Here is a 19,949-nt window from a genome sequence, read left to right as displayed (position 1 = left end):
TAAACGGTTATTCAGGATTTTTTTGACTTTGGACGATCTTGGCAAGCTTCTAAAAGAGATTTTTCCCGCTTTTTAGAAGTCGCCTCATCAGATTTCAAGGAGACTGTTAATTGCCTAAAAGAACCGACATCAAAAAGATACTCATAATCGGCTCGGGGCCGATAGTAATAGGACAGGCTTGCGAGTTCGACTACTCCGGCACACAGGCATGCAAGGCCTTGAAGGAGGACGGCTACGAGGTGGTGCTGGTGAATTCCAACCCCGCCACCATCATGACCGACCCCACGCTCGCCGACAGGACCTACATAGAGCCCATAACCCCGGAGATGGTCGAGAAGATAATTGAGAGGGAAAGGCCTGACGCGCTCCTTCCGACAATGGGCGGGCAGACGGCCTTGAACGTCTCGGTTAAGCTTGCCGAGAGCGGAGTGCTCGACAAGTACGGCGTCGAGATGATAGGCGCGAAGCTCCCGGCCATAAAGAAGGCCGAGGACAGGGAGCTATTCAAGCAGGCAATGCAGAAGATAGGCCTTGAAGTGCCTAAGAGCGGGACCGCAAGGGACTTTCATGAGGCGCTCGCCATAATGGAGGGCATGGACTTCCCGGCCATAATAAGGCCCTCCTTTACGCTCGGCGGCATGGGCGGCGGCATTGCCTATAACATGGAAGAGTACGAGACGATGGCGAGGTTCGGGCTCGATTGCAGCCCGGTGAGCGAAATACTCGTAGAGGAGTCGGTCATCGGCTGGAAGGAGTTCGAGCTCGAGGTGATGAGGGACTGTAACGACAACGTCGTCATCATCTGCTCCATAGAGAACTTCGACCCCATGGGCGTCCATACAGGGGATTCCATTACCGTAGCCCCGGCGCAGACCCTCACCGACAAGGAATACCAGGCGTTGAGGGACGCATCCCTCAAGATAATCCGCGAGATAGGCGTCGATACGGGCGGGTCGAACATACAGTTCTCCGTAAACCCTGAGAACGGAAAAATATACATCATCGAGATGAACCCGAGGGTTTCGAGGTCGTCGGCCCTGGCGAGCAAGGCCACGGGCTTCCCCATAGCGAAGATGGCCGCCAAGCTCGCGGTCGGCTATTCCCTCGACGAGATACCTAACGACATAACGAAGAAGACGCCTGCGTCCTTCGAGCCCACCATAGACTATGTCGTAGTAAAGATACCCAGGTTCGCCTTCGAGAAGTTCCAGAAGGCCGACCAGACGCTTACGACCCAGATGAAGTCCGTGGGCGAGGCAATGGCAATGGGGAGGACCTTCAAGGAGGCGCTCCAGAAGGCAATGCGCTCGCTTGAGACCGGGAACCACGGCTTCGACAGGGTTGTCCGTAAGACCAGGCCCGAGCCCGTATTCAGGCCGACCGAGGCAGAGCTCGACGCCATAAAAGCCATGCTCAAGACGCCGAGGGCCGAGAGGCTATGGTACATAGCCGAGGCATTGAGGGCCGGGCTCCACGTGGACGACGTGCACGCGCTCACGGGCATAGACAGGTGGTTCCTCAATAACATCAGGGAAATAATCGAGATAGAGGAAGGGGTCTTCTGGCAGGGAAAACAGGGGCAGCTTTCAAAAGAGATACTAAGGAAGGCGAAGGAGGCGGGCTTCTCCGACAGGATGCTCGCGTCTCTTTCCGGCATTGACGAGGCCGGTATAAGGAAGACGCTCAAGGAAGCAGGGGTCAGACCAGTATTCAAGACGGTCGACACCTGCGCCGCCGAGTTCGAGGCGTACACTCCCTATCTATACTCATCCTATGAGAGGCCTTTTTTCAATATTTCGTCGGGCACTGAGGAAAAGCTCGCGTGCGAGGCAGCGCCGACGGACAGGAAAAAGGTAATGATACTCGGGAGCGGGCCGAACAGGATAGGGCAGGGCATAGAATTCGACTACTGCTGCGTGCACGCGAGCTTCGCGCTCCGCGAGGAGGGCATAGAGTCGATAATGGTCAACTGCAACCCCGAGACCGTATCGACCGACTACGACACCTCTGACAGGCTCTACTTCGAGCCCTTGACATTCGAGGACGTCATGGCCATAGTCGAGAGGGAAAAGCCAATGGGCGTCATAGTCCAGCTCGGCGGGCAGACGCCCCTTAAGCTCTCGGTGCCTCTTGAGAAGGCCGGGGTCAGGATACTCGGCACCTCGTCGGATTCCATAGACATGGCAGAGGACAGGGAGCGGTTCGACAGGCTCCTCGACAAGCTCGATCTAAAGAGGCCGGCGAGCGGCATAGCGCGCTCCATAGACGAGGCAGTCTCGGTGGCTGGCGCGGTAGGCTACCCGGTGATGGTGCGCCCCTCTTATGTGCTTGGCGGCAGGGCAATGGAGACGGTCTACGACGAGATGAGCCTCATGGACTACATGTCGCGGGCGGTCGAGGCTTCCCCCGAGCACCCGGTATTGATAGACAGGTTCCTGCAGAACGCTGTCGAGGTGGACGTGGACTGCATAAGCGACGGAGAGACGGTCGTGGTCGCCGGAGTAATGGAGCACATAGAGGAGGCCGGGGTACACTCGGGCGACTCGGCCTGCTCAATCCCGCCGTACTCCCTCGGGACCGGCATACTCGACGAAATAAGGGAGCAGTCGGTCAGGCTTGCGAAGGAGCTTAAGGTAATAGGGCTCATGAACGTCCAGTATGCCGTGAAGGACGGCGAAGTCTACGTGCTTGAGGTAAACCCCAGGGCGTCGAGGACAATACCATTCGTCAGCAAGGCTATTGGCGTGCCTCTTGCGAAGCTCGCGACCAAGCTCATGACCGGGATGACCCTTAAGGAGCTCGGCTTCACATCCGAGGTGCAGCCTTCCTATACATCCGTAAAAGAGGCGGTATTCCCGTTCATAAAGTTCCCCGGCGTCGACATACTCCTCGGCCCGGAGATGAAATCCACCGGCGAGGTCATGGGCATTTCCCGCGACTTCGGCGGGGCCTTTGCCAAGGCGCAGATAGCCGCGGGGAACCGGCTGCCGCTATCAGGGACGGTCTTCATTAGTGTGCGCGACGCGGACAAGCCCGACATCGCCGGGGTGGCCCGGAGCCTCAAGGAATCGGGCTTCCACATAATCGCGACCGGAGGCACCGCAAGGTTTCTTTTGGCAGAGGGCGTCGAGGTCGAGACGGTCTTGAAGGTCACCGAGGGAAGGCCAAATATCGTGGACCTCATAAAGAGCAAAAAAGTTGACATGGTCATAAACACCTCCTTCGGCGCAAAGAGCGTGGCCGATTCGTACTCCATAAGGAGGTCGTCGATCGAGCTCGGGCTTCCGCACGTTACGACCGTCGCCGGCGCAAGGGCAGCCGCCCAGGGCATAAAGGCCATGCTAAAGGGAGGGCTTGAAGTCAAGGCGCTTCAGGAGTATCATCAGGAGCTTAAGCCGCTACTTAAGATAACGGCTGAAATCCCAGGCCCCGCCTGACGGCTGGTTAGATGAGAAGCATACTTAAATCCCTCGGCATAGTCTTCGGCGACATAGGCACCAGCCCGATCTACACAATCACAGTCGTATTCCTGCTCCTTGAGCCCACCTACGAGAATGTAAGAGGCGTGCTCTCGCTCGTCGTCTGGACGCTCATCACGCTCGTGACCATACAGTACGCTTGGCTCGCGATGAGCCTCAGCAAGAGGGGCGAAGGCGGCGACATAGTCCTGAGGGAAATACTCCTCCCGTACCTTAAAGGCGGGAGGAAGATAGCCATTGTCACTATACTGGCCTATATAGGCATATCCCTTCTCATAGGAGACGGGGTGATCACCCCGGCGATATCCATCCTGAGCGCGGTCGAGGGTTCGCTTCTCCTCCCCGGCTTCGAGAACCTCAGCAGGACAGGGCTGGTCGTCATTGCCGCCTTCATAGCTTTCGGGCTCTTCTATTTCCAGAGTCGGGGGACCGAGCGGGTCGCCTTTGCCTTCGGACCGATAATGGTCCTTTGGTTCGGTTCGCTGGCCGTCTCCGGGATAACGGCGATTATAGATCAGCCCTCGGTCCTTTGGGCCGTAAACCCGTATTACGGGGTTGAGCTTGTCGCCAGGAACGGCATAGCCGGGTTCATCATCCTCTCGGAGGTGATACTCTGCGCTACAGGCGGCGAGGCCATGTACGCCGACATGGGCCACCTCGGCAGGATCCCCATAATCAAGGCCTGGTTCTTCGTGTTCCTGGTGCTCGTGGCCAATTACCTCGGCCAGGGCGCCTTCCTCTTGAGCAACCCTGATGCCAAATACGTGCTCTTCGAGATGATTCTCAGCCAGGCGCAGTTTTTGTACATACCGTTCCTGCTATTGAGCATAGCTGCGGCTATCATCGCGTCGCAGGCCATGATAAGCGGAATTTTCTCGATCGTATACCAGGCAATAACCACGCACGCCATGCCGCTGTTCAGGGTGGACTATACGTCCCAGAAGATCAAGAGCCAGATATACATACCCTTCGCAAACTGGTTCCTGCTTGTGCTTGTCATCTTCGTTATGTTCGAGTTCAGGGAAACGAGCAATCTGGCAATTGTCTACGGCGTCGCGGTGACCGGGTCCATGACCGTCACGGGCACGCTCATGAGCATGATCTTCTACAAGAAAAAATCCTACTTCAAAATGGCCACGGCAGTATTTGTGACCGGTATCGTGCTCGTATATCTCTTCTCCATCACATTCAAGATACCCCACGGCGGGTACTGGTCCATAATCATAGCGCTCCTGCCGCTGAGCCTCATACTCGTCTACACGAACGGGCAGAAGAGGCTCTATAAGGCCATGAAGCCCCTGAACCTGGAGGCCTTCCTCATCGGCTACAACCAGATATACAAGGCGTTGCCCAAGATCGGCGGCACGGCCCTGTTCTTCGCCAAGGAATCGAAGGTGATAGCGCCGTACATAGTCCACACCATCTTCAAGAACAACATTATCTACGAGGACAACATCCTCGTCTCGCTCATAAGGGCGGAGAAGCCTTTCGGCGTGGAATATCAGTTCAAGGAAGACCTCGCCCCGGGCCTCCGGGTATTCGAGCTCAGGCTCGGCTACATGGAGGTGGTGGACGTGGAGGCCATATTGAAGGAGGCCGGAATAAACGAGAAGACCATATTCTACGGCCTCGAGGAGATAACCACCTCCAATTTCATATGGATGATATTCTCCGTCATAAAGAAGCTCACCCCCTCTTTCCTGGTATTCTATAAGCTCCCCGCAAACAAGCTCCACGGCGTCATAACCCGCGTCGAGATGTAGCGATGGAAGGGAGGCTCGCCGAAATCCTCGAAGCGGTCCTCAAGCCCTTGAGGTTCGCCTCAAAGGACGGCTTCAGGCACCTGGGGGCGCTCAAGTCACTTGAGCCTCTCGCCAGCTCTCTCCTGAAGGAAGCCCTTTCCCTGAGGAACCCGCCCGGCGTAGACGCCAGGCTTGAAGGGCTCATGCGTATCCTCTCCGGCTTTGATTCTCTCGGCTGTTCATCCAGGAAGGAGAAGGTGCTCGCCGCACTCGAACTGATAGCTTCGATAAGCGGGGAAGGAAAGGCTGAAGCCTTGCCCGCGCCTCTTTCGGTGCCTGTGGTCGGCCCTGTCGAGGCTGAGAAGAGGCTTATGGAGCTTAAGACCCCGCTCTCTTTCGTGAAGGGCATAGGGCCGAAGCTCGCGGAGAGGCTTGCAAAAAAGGGGCTCACGACTGTCGAGGACCTCCTCTATTTCCTTCCAATCAGGTACGAGGACAGGAGCCGCCTTAAAAGGATACGCGAGCTTACGCCGGGCCTTAGCGAGAGCACCACGGGAGAGGTGCTCGCCATAGGAGAGGCGCGCTATGGAAGAAGGCGCGTCCTCGAGATGGCCGTGGGTGACGGCAGCGACATACTCAAGGTCAAATGGTTCAACTTCGGGCCTCACATTAAGAAGAGGTTCAGGAACGGGCAGAAGCTCATCGTCTTCGGGCAGGTCTCGGCCTTCGGTGGCAGGAAGGAGATGGTGCACCCGGATATAGAGCTTGTCGAAGAGAATGAAGTGGCCGGAGCCGCTGGTCCGGATGACTTCGGCAGGATAGTCCCAGTATATTCGCAGGTGGAAAACTTCCACCAGAAGACCATAAGGAAGATCGTCCGGTCGGTTGTCGACGACTACGGCGGCAAGACGGTAGCCGGGGTGCCCTCCGGCGTCTCGGAGAGGCACGGGCTCATGGGCCTGGGCCCGGCCATGAGGGAGGCCCATCTGCCGTCCGGGGCCGGCACTGCGCTTCTCGCGAAAAAGAGCCTAGCCTTTGACGAGCTATTTCTACTTGAGACCGGGCTGGCTTTAAGAAGGGCAAGCATCAAAAAGGAGCGGGGCATATCGTTCAGGGCAGGTGGCAGGCTTGAGAGGGGCCTACGCAAGATACTCCCGTTCACGCTTACCGGCGCTCAGGAGAGGACGCTTTCGGAGATACGGAAGGACATGGCCGCCTCGCACCCGATGAACAGGCTCATCCAGGGCGACGTGGGCTCGGGAAAGACCGTCGTAAGCCTCCTTGCCTCGCTCATGGCCGTGGAGTGCGGGTTCCAGGCGGCGATAATGGCCCCCACCGAAATACTCGCGGAGCAGCACTATCTCTTTACGAGGAAGTATGCCGAACCGCTTGGCCTTAAGCCCGTCCTCCTTACAGGGAGCGCCAGGAAATCGGAAAGGGAGAGGCTGCTCAGGTCCGTGAGCGATGGCGGGGCAGACCTCGTCATAGGCACACACGCCCTCATACAGAAAGACGTGGAGTTCAAGAAGCTCGGGTTGGCCGTCATCGACGAGCAGCACAGGTTCGGGGTCGTGCAGAGGGGGATTCTGAAGAAGAAAGGCTTCGGCGCAGGCGAAGGGCTTTCGCCCGACATCCTCATAATGACCGCCACGCCCATCCCGAGGACGCTCTCCATGACGGTCTTCGGGGACCTCGACGTATCGATAATAGACGAGCTGCCGCCCGGGAGAAAGCCGGTGCATACGAAGGTGCTCCGCGAAAAGGAGAGGCAGTCCGCGTATGAGACGGTTAAAAGGGAGATTGCCTCGGGCGGCCAGGCCTATATCGTGTACCCGCTCGTCGAGGAATCGAAGGAGCTGAGCCTCAGGGACGCGACCAACATGAGGGCTCACCTCGAAAAGGACGTCTTCAGGGATTGCCGGGTCGGGCTCCTGCACGGAAGGATGAAGTCCGATGAAAAAGAGGCGGTGATGAAGGACTTCAAAAGCGGAAAGATAGACATCCTCGTCTCTACCACCGTAATAGAGGTGGGCGTCGACGTGCCAAACGCCTCGGTCATGCTCATAGAGCACGCCGAGAGGTTCGGCCTTGCCCAGCTCCATCAGCTACGCGGAAGGGTGGGGAGGGGAGAGAGGAAGTCCTTCTGCCTTCTCATTGCGGGCTGGACAAACTCGGAGGACACATATAAGCGCCTCAAGGTCATGGAGGAGACGAACGACGGCTTCAGGATAGCCGAGGAGGACCTCAAGATAAGAGGGCCCGGTGATTTTCTCGGGACGCGGCAGGCGGGGCTGCCTGATTTCAGGACTGACGGCGCGCTTTCAGACCTTAAGCTATTGAAGACCGCCAGGGAGGAGGCGAACGACTATTTGAGGAGTAACCCGGGCCTTAAAGGCCCCGAAGGAGAAGTCATAAGAAGGGTGCTTAAGGCCAGATGGCAGGACAGGCTCGAGCTAGCGGAAATCGGGTAGATAAAGGCCTGCGTCTTGCTTGAGGCGCGACATTAACTTTATTCAAAAACAGTTTGATTTACAATCATTGTTTTGAATCACAGGGTATGAGTTTATGGCGGCCATCTTTTCTCCACCATGCGGTTTCCATTCTTCCCTCTAGCCTGCTCCCGGTGCGGAATCCTCCCCTTTTCCCGTTGACAACCGGGCTCCCCTGATAGTAATCTTATAGATTCCTGATATTTTATTCAAAGGGCTGATACTACTCTATTCTATAATCCGGGAGCATGTGATGGCAGAGATAATACCGTTCAGGGGCGTACTCTATAACCCCGCAAAAGTCGGGGATCTTAACAAGGTCATGGCCCCGCCCTATGACGTGATACCGCCGGCCAAGCAGGATGAGCTTTACGAGCGCCATCCGAACAACGTCATAAGGCTCATCTTCGGGAAGGTATTCCCTGAGGACAGGGAAGGGAGCGACAGGTATTCCCGCGCGTCATCCGACTTTCAGAAGTGGCTTGGCGAAGGTGTTCTCGTCCAGGACGAGAGGCCCTGCATGTACTATTACACCCAGACGTATTCGGAGAAGGACGGGTCCAGAAAGACCAGGAAGGGGTTCATTGCGCTCTCAAAGCTCATGGACTTCGGCAAGGGGATCCATCCCCACGAGAGGACCCTTTCCGGCCCCAAGGCCGACAGGCTCAAGCTCATGCAGGCATCAGACGCTAACTTCTGCTCCATATTCTCACTCTATTCAGACCCGACGCTCAAGGCCAATAAGCTCCTCGACGCGGCCGCTTCCGGAAGAAAGCCCGACATAGACGTCACCGACGACGACGGCACCGTGAACAGGGTTTGGAGGGTCGACGACCCGAAGGTACTCGAAGTGATAACCGAATCGATGAGGGACAAGTCCCTCTTCATAGCCGACGGCCATCACAGGTATGAGACGGCCCTAAACTACAGGAACATGATGAGGGAGAAGGCCGGGAACCATACCGGGAACGAGCCCTATGATTACGTGATGATGTACTTCAGCAACATGGACGACGAGGGCATGACCATATGGCCCACGCACAGGGTCGTGCACAGCCTCGTTGATTTCAACCCGGACGGGTTCCTCTCGAAGTGCGCCGAGTATTTCGAGTTGAGGGAGTTCCGCTACGGCAAGCCGGACGAGGCCGCGGTGCGGGAGGCTTTCCTGAAGGAGCTTAAAAAGGCAGGGGAATCGGCCGTCGCCCTCGGGCTGCACATAAGGGCGAGGGACATATATTACCTCCTTACCATAAAGTCTTCGAACACAATGGACAAGGTCTTCGGCGGCGCAATACCAGAGGTCTTCAAGCGCCTGGACGTCACCGTCCTCCATTCGCTCATATTCGCGAAGATACTCGGCATGACGCAGGAGGCACAGGAGAGGCAGGAGAACCTCGTCTACGTAAAGAGCTTTGAAGAGGTGATCGCGGCCTGCTCGAACGACAGGAACCAGCTCGTCTTCCTCCTCAACAACACCAAGATAGAGCAGGTGAAGGCCGTGGCCGAGGCAGGCTTCGTCATGCCCCAGAAATCGACCTACTTCTACCCGAAGCTCCTCTCGGGCCTTACCATAAATTTCCACGGGACAAAGGCCGCCCTCAAGGCCTGAGCCGTTGGAAAGACCCCGTATCTCAGAAGACGAAACGCTCGAAAAGCTCGGCCCGTACTTCTTCGTTCAGAGGAAGGCGGGCCAGAAGCTTACGGGCGATTCGGTCGAGTTGGCCGAATTCGCAATCCCGACCCTTGATGAAAACGACAGCATAATAGACATCGGCACCGGAACGGGCGCCATCCCGCTTCTCCTTGCATGGAAATCCAGGGCCGGAAAGATAACCGGGGTAGAGATCGATGAAAAGGCTGCAATGACAGCGATGAAGAACGTCGGGGCCAACGGGCTTGCCGGACGGGTCGATATCATAAACCGAGACTTCAGGGAATTGAGGGAGTATTTTCCTGAGGGCGCGTTCACTGCAGTCGTAAGCAACCCCCCTTACGGCAAGGCCGGAGCCGGTAGGGTAAGCCCGCAAACCGAGAGGGCCGCTGCAAGGGCCGAGCTCCACGGCGGCCTCTCGGACCTCATCTCAATCTCAGCCTATCTCACCGGACGGAAGGGACGGGTCTTTTACGTGCTTCCCACGGCAAGGATAACCGAGGCGCTCATTGAGCTCGGCAAAGCTGGGTTCAGGCCCTCGCGCATAAGGTTCTTTGGCGGCAAAACTGGGCGCGCCCCCAGGCTATTCCTGATCGAGGCGGGCAAGGAGGACGGCATGGAGGTTGAGGAGTCCTCTGCCGGATGAAACATCCGTCTCCCATCGCGTCAGCTTGTAACGGCCTCATGTGGATAACCGTAGCACCGCCTGTTATAATCCATTAGTTTATTCACCAAGGCCTTCCTGAACACCTCGACAGTCATTCCCCGGAATACCTTAGCAGGGGTTGAAAAACACCCTGCCAGGCAATCCACGGATGGATTGTCAAATTGCGAAGACTATCCAAGCCGGGCAATTTGTGAGGCTTGGAGGGATTCATTCCGGCCAAGCCGTGGTTAAAAAGTCCAGGAAGGAATTTTTTAACTTCATGATAGGGTTTTCGAGCTCCCTTTGGGGACCCCGGCATTTTTTGCGCCCAATATCCTCGATGCGGCTGAAAATACCTCTTCAACCCCTATGGAATCCATGCACGGGGCCTTTTTGCCGCACGGGAGAAGCTCTTCGTCAAGCACGTGCACGCACGGCGAGCAGATAAAGTCATTGTAAACGGGTTCCGCGCTGCCGCCTGCCGGAAGGAAATGCCTGGGGTGCGTCGGCCCGAAAAGGGCTATCGTCGGGGTCTTCATGAGGACCGCGAGATGGAGCGGCCCGGAATCGTTTGTGATGAAAAGGGCGGCGCCCTTGAGATACCCCATGAGCTCCCGGAGGGTAAGCTTCCCGGCGAGGCTCACCACGGCGTCCTTCCGCGGGTTTTCAAGCTTCTTAATAAAGGCCTCGACGAACTGCCGCTCGCTACGGGAGCCTGTGATGCCTACCCTGTTCGGGTATGCGTCGAGGAGTTTCTCGACGAGCGCCTTGAACTTGCCTTCCGGCCACCTCCTCGGCGCAAAAAGCTCTCCGGTATTTATGTTCACCAGGACCATGCCGTCCGCGTCCCTGCTGCCCTCAACCGGAAGGCCCTTGCCCTTTCCCGCCTCGATGAAGCTTTTTTCAGGCAAGCCGACTGTCTCTGAAAACATCCTGAAATAGAGCTCGCCAGCGTAGCGGAACCTGTTGAAGTAGACGAGGTGCGTGTGAAGGCGTTTCCTGAAGCGGGTGGTGTCGGATACGAAACCGGCCCGGTTCCTCGCGGCCGTAAGGAGACAGAGGACCGATGAGAGCTTCGAGTAGGTCTCAAGGTCGAAGGTCCAGTTCGGGCGGAACCGCCAAATTCGGATGAGGTTTTTTGCCAGGGAATAGAGGCTGGTCGCGAGCGTTCTGTCGTCGAGTTCGAGTGTCTCGGAGAATATCCCGAGTTCCCTCGCGAGCAGGTTCGTCTGGCCTGTGCCCCAGAAGACGAGTTGAGAGCCGGGGTGCGTATCCTTGAGGGCCGCGAGCGCCGGATAGGCGCAGGCAAGCGACCCTATGCCGCTGAACTTCATGACCACCGCCCTGTGAACAGGCACGTTCCTGTGGTCCCGCCTCATTATGAATCCTAGCGAAAGCGCGAGCGCCTCGAAGAAGGTCGCGAGCGTGATGCCGAGGTAATGGTCTATCTTCCTTTTAAGTTTGAGTGAAAGCATGGACTGAGCCTGTTTTCCGTAGCTCGAAAATTTTCCGGTTTCCTTACTTATGGCCTCTTAAGAGGTACAGCTCTCCCAGTTCTGTCCTTACCGGGTTCTCCATGTCAAAACGCTCCTCGGCCCATCTGGAGTAAAGAGGCAGCCTGTCCCGGTCCGGTATATCATACCACGGAAGTCCGGTATTGGACCTCAATATCGCCTTCACGCCGTTCCTTTCAAGCTCGGCCACCATCTCCTGCTGCATCCCTTCGGTAATGGCGAGGCCGATCTTGTAATATTTCGTCGGGAGCCCATATCCGAGGGCCGGGTAGATGAGTGGGGCCGAGTGCGTCACCAGCAGCTCCTTGTCGCCTATTCCGTATCGCGCGAGCTGCTCCTTTAGCCCGCAGACCGACCTGTCAAAGCGGGCGTATTCGGGGTTCCTGATGTTATCTCGCGAAAATAGCGACCCAGAGCACTGGGTCGGCGCGTGGCTGCCGTATTCCGCAAGGATCTCATACGACCCCTTGAAGAGGACCGAATGGGGTATGAAGGGGTTCTCGGCGAACGTAAATCTTGCAGTCTGAAAATTGAAAAAGGCGAAAAGCAGGGCTATCAGCGCCGCCTTCAGCGGAAGCCGGATGGCCGATGCCGCGACGACCCTTGAAAATATGAGCGCAAGCACGAGGTTTGGAAAAAGGAAGGCGGCATATATGTGGGAGTCGTCGCTCCTTCCGAAAGCCGTCTTGAGCATGAGGACAGAAAAGAAAAGGGCCAGCACCGGAAAGCGCTCTATCTTACCCGCATGCCTGATGTTCCTCAAAAGGTAGCCCGCAGTTATGGCCGCAATGGACAGCGCGGTCGTTATGAACGCTATTCCGGACCACGAAGCGTTTGCGTACTGGTGTTCCATGGATTTGAGGAAAAGAGGGAACGGCAGGCCTCCTGAATCGGCATGGTATTTAGGTAGTATACTGAATATCGTGACGTACCATTCGCGGCCCGGCCAGCCCAGGACAAGGTACAGGAAGAGCGCCGTAGAAAAGACGCCCAGGAGAAAGAGAATTACTTCCCGCCCGAGGCCGATTAATGCCCTGCGGTCGTATATTGCGGAGCCTGCCGCAAGGTAGAGGAAGAGCGCGATTATCGACACGAACGCGTAAACTCCATATTCGATGCGGTATACATGGGCTACGAATGCCAGGGCCCCGGCGGCGAAAAAATGGAATCCGCGCTCAGCCCTTGAGAACGCAACGAGGGCGGCTAGCGCAAAGAGGAAGCTGGTTAAATAGGTGAACGCGAGGGCGTAATTGAAGATAGCTACAGACGCCAGTATGAGAATAGAGTAATAGCCGAGGCGCATTCCCTTGCAGAGGAGCAGCAAGACGACTGCCCCGAGCCCGGTGGCAAAAGCCAAGGAAAGCAGCATAGTGGGCATGTCGACGCGTGAGAACAAAAGGAAGAAGAGCGCGGCAATGCCGGTGTCTTCCAGCCCGTGCGGCCAATGGAATGTAATGAAAGGCTTGCCGCCGGAGACAAGGTCGGCGGCTGATGTGAACTGCTCGCCGAAGTGATGCACGTCGAGCGGGTACTCGAACCAGTATACGACCGAGAGCATGAAAAAGACGGCGAACCCGGCGGACCCGGAGGCAAGGATTACGAGCGGGTTGGCCTTCTCCGGAGGGCTCGCCCCTTTCTTGAAAAAATAATACAGGAAGCTCGATAAAATAATGACGTTCACCGCCTGCAATGCGAAACCGGCCGGGGCAGCCGGATTGGCGTGCCTGTAGGCAATGAGGGCCGCAAAAGGCACAAGGATGAGGCTCGAGAACCTTAGAAGAAAAGACCTGAACGTCTCATGGAAGAAAGCGGACATGGCCGCGGCCAGGACCGAGGCGACAAGTGCCGCGTTCTCGACGTTCTTGGGATATCCGATATAGGATGGCAGCCCAGGGGCCTTCCAAGAAGGGGTCACGGCTTGGGCTGTGAGGTAGGAGACTATGATCCCGGCTGAGACCACTGTCATCACAAGATGCGTGGTCAAGCCAAGGTTGATAAAGCTCTCTTTAAGGCGGGTCTTCATAGAAGCCATACAGAATCAGCGGAGATTCCCATAGCATAGCAGTTTGGCCGGTAATGACTTCTATCCACGCCCCCTCCCTTTTTTCATGACCTTTTCTACAAGGGCCCTCAGCTTCCCATCTTTTATTGGGCCGGCAGTCTTTTCTATGAAGGATTCGTCTTCAGGTGTGAGTGGCCTTTGCGGGGGAGGCGGCGCGCTGCCAGGCCTTGGGCTTTTTACCGCGCCGGTCCTGAATACTATGTCGGTGATTGTGCCGGGGCCGAGGGCCCCGTTAAGCCGTGCGACGATGGAGGCCTTCTGGTAATTGAGCTCGGTCATCCACGGCGAGCTTTCTACGGAGCAGAAGAGGACCGTCCCTATGAGCCTCTCGGGGCAGGTTCTGCGCGAGATGGCCTCTCCCACGCACCCGGGCCAGAGCTTTTTCGCCCTGTACTCCAGGAGCTTGGCCCCGAGGTTCAGGTGCCCCAGCGTCGAGCCGAGGACCGAGCTTATCGTTACTGGCGAGCTGCGGGAACCCCGGCGTTCCTTTCCCCTGCCGGACATTTCATGGTCCCTTTCGGTTGAGCTTCCCGCCGATGAGCTGTCCGGCCACCGCGCCGATTATCATTAGCGGGATGAACTTGTAGCCGAGGCCTGCCATGTTCCGAAGGAGGAATATGACCGGGATAGGCAGGTGGATGTACAGGAACCACTTGACCGAAAATTTTTTCGCCTTTACCCTGAAATAGCCGAAAGGGAGGTTAAGGACCAGGGCGGCAAGGGTCAAAAGCATCAGTAAAGCCGTTAGTTCCAGTGTCGTCATCCTCAGTAAGGTAACAGAATAATCTCCCGCGTGTCAACGTACTACTTTCGCGGCCTCCAACTCCGTTCTGCCTGAAGACCGGGCCGCGTACCCATGACAATCCGCCCGCTCTCCAGCAAATGTATTGACATGCGAGCCGCAAAACCTGTATATTGTTATAATTTGCGTCTTTCCAGGCGCGTATTAATCGCTCTCCAGGCAAGCGGAAGCGGATTATAATATTTAAGGTATAATTGAACAATGGATACTGCCGGGCTGTCCGGCGTCCGTTCTTTTCCGGGAAATAGGGGATGTTCGAGTCACTTTCCGACAAGTTCAGGAAAATATTAAAGGATGTAAGGGGCCAGGGCACCCTGACGGAATCGAACGTCCAGGCGGTCCTTAAAGAGGTCAGGCTCGCCCTCCTGGAAGCCGACGTAAACTTCACGATCGTCAAGGACTTCGTCTCTGCCGTGAAGGAAAAGGCCATGGGCAAGGAGGTGCTCGAAAGCCTCTCCCCCGGCCAGCAGTTCACCAAGATAGTCTACGACGAGCTTGCGGCCCTCCTCGGCGGGGAGGACGCGGGACTGGAATTGAAGGGCAGGCCCGCGGTCATCATGCTCGTGGGTCTTCAGGGCTCCGGCAAGACCACGACGACCGCGAAGCTCGCGCTTCACCTGAAGAAAAAGGGCAGGAACCCCTTCATAGTCCCGGCCGACCTCTTCAGGCTCGCGGCGGTCTTGCAGCTTAAGAAGCTCGCCTCCGAGGTAAAGATAGACTGCTTCGACAGCGAATCCTATTCGTCTCCCTCCGACATATGCAGGGAGGCGCTCAGGGTCGCGGGGCTCAAGGGCTATGACATACTTCTCGTGGACACGGCCGGGAGGCTCCATATAGACGACGCACTCATGGCGGAGCTCAAGTCCATGAGGGAGATACTTTCGCCGGGCGAGGTGCTCTTCGTGGCCGACTCCATGACCGGACAGGACGCGGTCAACACTGCCAAGGGCTTCAACGAGACCATAGGCATAACCGGAGTGGTGCTCACGAAGTTCGACGGAGACGCCAGGGGCGGCGCGGCCCTCTCCATGAGGGTCACCACGGGCCGTCCCATAAAGTTCATAGGCACGGGCGAGAAGGCGGACGCCCTGGAGGTATTCCATCCCTCGAGGCTCGCGGGCAGGATCCTCGACATGGGCGACGTGCTTACGCTCATCGAGAAGGCCCAGGCCACCTTCGACGAGAAGCAGGCGAAGGAGCTCGAGAAGAAGCTCAAGAGAGACGAGTTCACGCTCGAGGACTTCAAGGAGCAGCTCCAGCAGATAAAGAAGCTCGGCTCGCTCGATTCCATACTCTCTATGGTCCCGGGCTTCGACGCCATAAAGAAGTCGAAGGACATAAGCATAGACGAGAAGGAAATCGTCCGGATAGAGGCGATAATAAACTCCATGACCAGGGGCGAAAGGTCCGACCCCTCCGTCCTTAACGCCAGCAGGCGGCAGAGGATAGCGAAAGGGAGCGGCACCAGGGTACAGGAGGTCAACAAGCTCATAAACCAGTACGCGGACATGCGGAAGATGATGAAGAAGCTGAAGAAGGCCGGGCCCAGGGGGCTCAAGGGGCTTTTCAACAGGATGATGTAGCGTTTCTCAAACCAATCACAAAGACGGGAGGTAATACGGCGGCATGGCGGTAAAGATCAGGTTGACAAGACAGGGAGCCAAGAAGAAGCCTTTTTACAGGATAGTAGTGGCCGACTCCGAGGCCCCGAGGGACGGTGATTTCCTCGAGGTGGTCGGCACCTACGACCCGATGGCAGAGCCGGCCCGCGTGGCCCTGAAGGGCGACAGGGTGACATATTGGCTCAGCAAGGGCGCGGTCCCGACAGATACCGTGAGACAGCTCCTCAAGAAGGCCGCAAAAGCGGCCTGAGACCCGGAGAAGCAGCAGGTCGGACAGCTGGATCGATAAAAGCCGTCACCTACGCCAGAACTTCTCGGAGGTATCGCATGAAGGACCTAATCGAGTATATCGCAAAGGCTCTCGTCGATCGTCCGGAGGATGTCAGGGTAAATGAAATCGAAGGTGAGAGGACGTCTGTCATCGAGCTGTCAGTGGCCAAAGAGGACCTTGGCAAGATCATAGGGAAGCAGGGCAGGACCGCGAGGGCCATAAGGACGATTCTGACCGCGGCCTCGACGAAACTCAAAAAACGCTCTGTTCTGGAGATAATTGAGTAGGGAAGAAGATCTCGTACCGATCGCGAGGATAACGGGCGCCCACGGGATAAAGGGCGAGGTCAAGGCAGCGCCTTACGGCGACCTCGACGACATGGGCTGGGAAGCCGTCTTCATCGCCGGCAAGGGCGGCGAAGCGAGGCCCGCCAGGGTCACCCGGGCGCGTAGGCACAAGGGTGTCTTCATACTCGAGCTCGACGGGGTTGCCGACAGGAACGCGGCAGAGGCGCTCGCCGGCCTAGATATCTCGGTAAGGCGCTCCGACCTCCCCGAGACCGCCGAGGACGAGTATTATTACTTCGAGCTGGTCGGCATGGAGGTATATTCCGAGGACTCGAAGCACATCGGCAGGGTCGCGGACGTCATGGAAACGGGCAGCAACGACGTCCTCGTGGTAGACGGGGCCTACGGCGAGGTCCTCGTCCCGGCCATAGAGCAGGTGATAGTCAGGGTAGACCCGGATAAGAATGAAATAACCATCCGCCTGATAGAAGGCATCCTGCCTGAAGTGTGATTACAAGGCCGCCTGTAAGAACCATTTTCCCTGACCTCTTCGTCAGGACGTAAATAAAACGCACGCATATTCTCATATATGCTCCGCTTTTTATTTCCACCATTCCTCTACTTCAGAAGGTATACCTGATTTTCAGAGGCAGCCTGAAAAGCGATTGTGCGACACCTCATTCCGGTACCCTCATGGTCTTCGACATACTTACCCTTTTCCCCGAGTTCTTTTCCTCAACGGTGCGCCACGGCGTTGTCGGCAGGGCCGCGGCAAGCGGGCTCATAGAGGTCAACGCCCGCAGCCTCAGGGACTATACGGAGGACAGGCATCGGACGACCGACGACTACCCGTACGGCGGCGGACACGGCATGGTGATGAAGGTCGAGCCTGTCGTAAAGGGCATAGAGGCCTTGAAGGGACACGGCGCGCCGGCGAGCGTCGTCCTCACGACCCCGCAGGGCAGGCTCTTTTCCCAACCCATCGCGGAGGAGCTCGCCTCAATGGGCCGCCTTATAATCGTATGCGGCAGGTACGAGGGCTATGACGAGCGCATACGGGAGTTCGCAGACTACGAGATATCCATCGGCGATTACGTGCTCTCGGGCGGAGAGATACCGGCCCTCGTCATTATAGACGCCGTCTCGCGGCTCGTGCCGGGCGTGCTCGGAGAGCCGGAATCGGCCAAGTCGGACTCCTTCAGCCGGGGCCTCCTCGAATATCCACAGTACACGCGCCCCGAGGAGTTCAGGGGCATGAGGGTCCCGGAGGTGCTCCTTTCGGGGAACCACGCCGAGATTGAAAAATGGAGGCGGAAGGAGAGCATAAGAAGGACCTGCCTCCGCAGGCCCGACCTATTGGAGAAGGCGGAGGTCCCCGAGGGCGACAGGGCCTTTCTTGATGAAATTATCAAAAAGGGAGGCAGGCCGGGCTGTAGTTGACTTTTTTGTTGCAATTCCCGTTTTTCTGGCGCATAATTAGCGTTTAAAAATTTTGAAACTGTCGAGGAATCGCGGAGGATACCATGGGAGTCATGCAGGATATCGAGAAGGACTATATCAGGACGGACATGCCGGAATTCAACCCGGGCGACACCCTTCTCGTCAAGGTCAGGATCAAGGAAGGCGACAAGGAGAGGGTGCAGCCTTTCGAGGGCATCGTAATAAAGAAGCGCGGCAGCGGCGTAAGGGCGACATTCACTCTCAGGAAGATATCCTACGGCGTAGGCGTCGAGAGGATCTTCCCGGTCAACTCCCCGGCGCTCGAATCGGTCAAGGTCCTTTCCAAGGGAGTCGTAAGGAGGGCGAAGCTCTACTACCTCCGCGAGCTCAAGGGCAAGGCCGCCAGGATCAAGACAAAGAGGTAAACGGCAAATCCGACAAAGCCCGGCCCGCAAAGGCCGGGCTTTTTTATTGAAGCGCGTCCCGCATACAGGGTGGCACGTTTTTACTCCAGGCAACCTCTAAAAATTAGAGATTTTTCACGAAATCAAGGAAAGCCGGGAATAAAAAGCGGAGCATATATAAGAATATGTGAGCATTTTTATGCCCGGCCTGACACAGAGTCCGGGGAAAAGATCAATTTTAGAATCCGATTCGGCCTCCTCATGGACTTATACGAAAGAGACGCCAGTTCAAAGGGCCTTGCGAACGTAGCCGGGGTAGACGAGGCAGGGCGCGGCCCGCTCGCCGGCCCCGTGGTCGCCGCCGCCGTCATATTCCCGTTCCCGCCCCCTCTCGGCCTCGGCATCAAGGACTCGAAGACCATGACGCACCAGGCCCGGACAGAGTCCCTTTTCGGCATATACAGGGCGGCGCGGGCCGTGGGAGTGGGCATAGTATGGCCGGAAGAGATAGACAGGATAAATATCCTCAAGGCTTCGCTAAAGGCGATGGAGATCGCCATAGGGGACCTCGGAGTAAGGCCTGAGCTTCTACTTATAGACGGCAGGGTCCCGGTCGACACCGACATACCGCAGACGCCGATAGTAAAGGGAGACTCACTTAGCGTCTCGATCGCAGCCGCCTCTATCGTGGCCAAGACGACGCGGGACGCCATAATGGACGCCTACCACCTGCAGTACCCCCTTTATAATTTCATCTCAAACAAGGGCTATCCCACGAAGGAGCACCTCCTTTTGCTCGACGAGCACGGCCCGAGCCCCATCCACCGGAAGACCTTCCGGGGCGTGATCAAAGACCTCTTTGCCGGGCCTGCGGGTGCAGGATGAGGAGAAAGGCTTTCGGCAACGCGGGCGAGGAAGAGGCCGTCCGTTTTCTCGAGAAAAACGGCTACAGGATAATCGAGAGGAACTTCCACTGCCGCTACGGCGAGATAGACATAATCGCCAGGGACGGAAGGACCCTCGTCTTCATCGAGGTAAAGACGAGGGGCGGGGACGCCTTCGGCCCTGCCGCCGCGAGCGTTGACGAAAAAAAACAACGGAAGATGACCATAGCCGCCCAGCTCTATCTTGAAAAGGCCGGGGCTGCGGACCCCGAGGTCCGCTTCGACGTGGTCTGCATTGAGAAGAGGGACGAAAGGCTCGAAATCGAGCATATAAAAGACGCTTTCGAGGCCGCAGAAATTGGGTAGGGAAGCACTCTCACTGATTCATGTATCCTTACACTGCGAGCGCATGAGCCGAGGGCGAAGCGTGGCGGAAAGAAATCTCGTATTCAGGTAATAGTCACTTTTAGATTGCTTCGGAGCTAAAACCTACGCAATGTCTGCAGTACAATTACCAAAGCTTCCTTTAGTAAAGTAGTGTCTCCGTCCGGACATTCCCGCCATATCGTATCCCTTCACATGATTCCTTTCACATCTTCCCGTTTCTTGCCGGTTTCTATTGTATCGGCTACTTCATAATGCTATAAAAGACTGCT

The 19,949-nt window shown here is 56.9% G+C and carries 17 protein-coding genes; 13 read left to right on the top strand and 4 right to left on the bottom strand.

From position 1 onward, the window contains the following. Positions 1–110 precede the first annotated feature (110 nt). The 5 genes from carB to QY316_06805 all read left to right on the top strand — a co-directional run bounded on the left by carB (position 111) and on the right by QY316_06805 (position 10,007). Positions 111–3,437: a carbamoyl-phosphate synthase large subunit gene (carB, locus tag QY316_06825; protein ID WKZ31638.1), complete on the top strand. Its 3,327-nt coding sequence runs from the start codon at positions 111–113 to the stop codon at positions 3,435–3,437. Positions 3,438–3,448: 11 nt separating this feature from the next. Further along, positions 3,449–5,242 carry a KUP/HAK/KT family potassium transporter gene (locus tag QY316_06820; protein WKZ31637.1) on the top strand — a complete coding sequence of 598 codons (1,794 nt, stop codon included), beginning with the start codon at positions 3,449–3,451 and terminating at the stop codon, positions 5,240–5,242. 2 nt (positions 5,243–5,244) lie between these two features. Beyond that, complete coding sequence (gene recG / locus QY316_06815; protein ID WKZ31636.1) at positions 5,245–7,692, top strand: ATP-dependent DNA helicase RecG; 2,448 nt, start codon at positions 5,245–5,247, stop codon at positions 7,690–7,692. Positions 7,693–7,963: 271 nt separating this feature from the next. Further along, positions 7,964–9,319: a DUF1015 domain-containing protein gene (locus tag QY316_06810; GenBank protein WKZ31635.1), complete on the top strand. Its 1,356-nt coding sequence runs from the start codon at positions 7,964–7,966 to the stop codon at positions 9,317–9,319. Positions 9,320–9,323: 4 nt separating this feature from the next. Next, positions 9,324–10,007 (top strand): methyltransferase, encoded by a 684-nt coding sequence (locus QY316_06805; GenBank protein WKZ31634.1) that lies wholly within the window; start codon positions 9,324–9,326, stop codon positions 10,005–10,007. 278 nt (positions 10,008–10,285) lie between these two features. On the opposite strand, the gene QY316_06800 is transcribed toward QY316_06805, so the two are convergent. Genes QY316_06800 through QY316_06785 form a run of 4 tightly spaced genes read right to left on the bottom strand, consistent with a single transcriptional unit; the run spans position 10,286 to position 14,316 of the window. Continuing rightward, positions 10,286–11,482, bottom strand: a complete 1,197-nt coding sequence (locus QY316_06800; GenBank protein WKZ31633.1) for a glycosyltransferase family 9 protein — start codon at positions 11,480–11,482, stop codon at positions 10,286–10,288. 43 nt (positions 11,483–11,525) lie between these two features. Continuing rightward, positions 11,526–13,553: a hypothetical protein gene (locus QY316_06795; GenBank protein WKZ31632.1), complete on the bottom strand. Its 2,028-nt coding sequence runs from the start codon at positions 13,551–13,553 to the stop codon at positions 11,526–11,528. A gap of 51 nt (positions 13,554–13,604) precedes the next feature. Then, complete coding sequence (locus QY316_06790; GenBank protein WKZ31631.1) at positions 13,605–14,087, bottom strand: DUF721 domain-containing protein; 483 nt, start codon at positions 14,085–14,087, stop codon at positions 13,605–13,607. Between the two features lies 1 nt (position 14,088). Then, positions 14,089–14,316, bottom strand: coding sequence for a hypothetical protein (locus QY316_06785; GenBank protein ID WKZ31630.1), 228 nt, complete (start codon positions 14,314–14,316; stop codon positions 14,089–14,091). Positions 14,317–14,636: 320 nt separating this feature from the next. Between QY316_06785 and ffh the strand changes: the two genes are divergently transcribed. The 8 genes from ffh to QY316_06745 all read left to right on the top strand — a co-directional run bounded on the left by ffh (position 14,637) and on the right by QY316_06745 (position 19,659). Further along, complete coding sequence (gene ffh, locus QY316_06780) at positions 14,637–15,968, top strand: signal recognition particle protein (GenBank protein ID WKZ31629.1); 1,332 nt, start codon at positions 14,637–14,639, stop codon at positions 15,966–15,968. Positions 15,969–16,011: 43 nt separating this feature from the next. Continuing rightward, complete coding sequence (rpsP, locus tag QY316_06775; GenBank protein ID WKZ31628.1) at positions 16,012–16,257, top strand: 30S ribosomal protein S16; 246 nt, start codon at positions 16,012–16,014, stop codon at positions 16,255–16,257. Positions 16,258–16,334: 77 nt separating this feature from the next. Further along, positions 16,335–16,565: a KH domain-containing protein gene (locus tag QY316_06770; protein WKZ31627.1), complete on the top strand. Its 231-nt coding sequence runs from the start codon at positions 16,335–16,337 to the stop codon at positions 16,563–16,565. Further along, the gene (rimM, locus tag QY316_06765) at positions 16,558–17,076 is read left to right on the top strand and encodes a ribosome maturation factor RimM (protein WKZ31626.1); all 519 of its coding nucleotides are present in this window, start codon (positions 16,558–16,560) and stop codon (positions 17,074–17,076) included. The genes QY316_06770 and rimM overlap by 8 nt, the downstream gene beginning before the upstream one ends. A gap of 182 nt (positions 17,077–17,258) precedes the next feature. After that, positions 17,259–18,005 carry a tRNA (guanosine(37)-N1)-methyltransferase TrmD gene (gene trmD / locus QY316_06760; GenBank protein ID WKZ31625.1) on the top strand — a complete coding sequence of 249 codons (747 nt, stop codon included), beginning with the start codon at positions 17,259–17,261 and terminating at the stop codon, positions 18,003–18,005. Positions 18,006–18,088: 83 nt separating this feature from the next. Then, positions 18,089–18,430, top strand: a complete 342-nt coding sequence (gene rplS / locus QY316_06755) for a 50S ribosomal protein L19 (GenBank protein WKZ31624.1) — start codon at positions 18,089–18,091, stop codon at positions 18,428–18,430. Between the two features lie 240 nt (positions 18,431–18,670). Further along, complete coding sequence (locus tag QY316_06750) at positions 18,671–19,294, top strand: ribonuclease HII (protein WKZ31623.1); 624 nt, start codon at positions 18,671–18,673, stop codon at positions 19,292–19,294. Continuing rightward, a complete protein-coding gene (locus tag QY316_06745) occupies positions 19,291–19,659 on the top strand; it encodes a YraN family protein (protein WKZ31622.1) in 369 nt (122 codons plus the stop codon). The genes QY316_06750 and QY316_06745 overlap by 4 nt, the downstream gene beginning before the upstream one ends. The last annotated feature ends 290 nt before the right edge of the window (positions 19,660–19,949 follow it).

The sequence above is a fragment of the Thermodesulfobacteriota bacterium genome (assembly GCA_030583865.1).
Lineage (GTDB): Bacteria > Desulfobacterota > GWC2-55-46 > GWC2-55-46 > GWC2-55-46 > UBA5799.
This window is presented reverse-complemented; position numbering and strand designations above follow the sequence as displayed.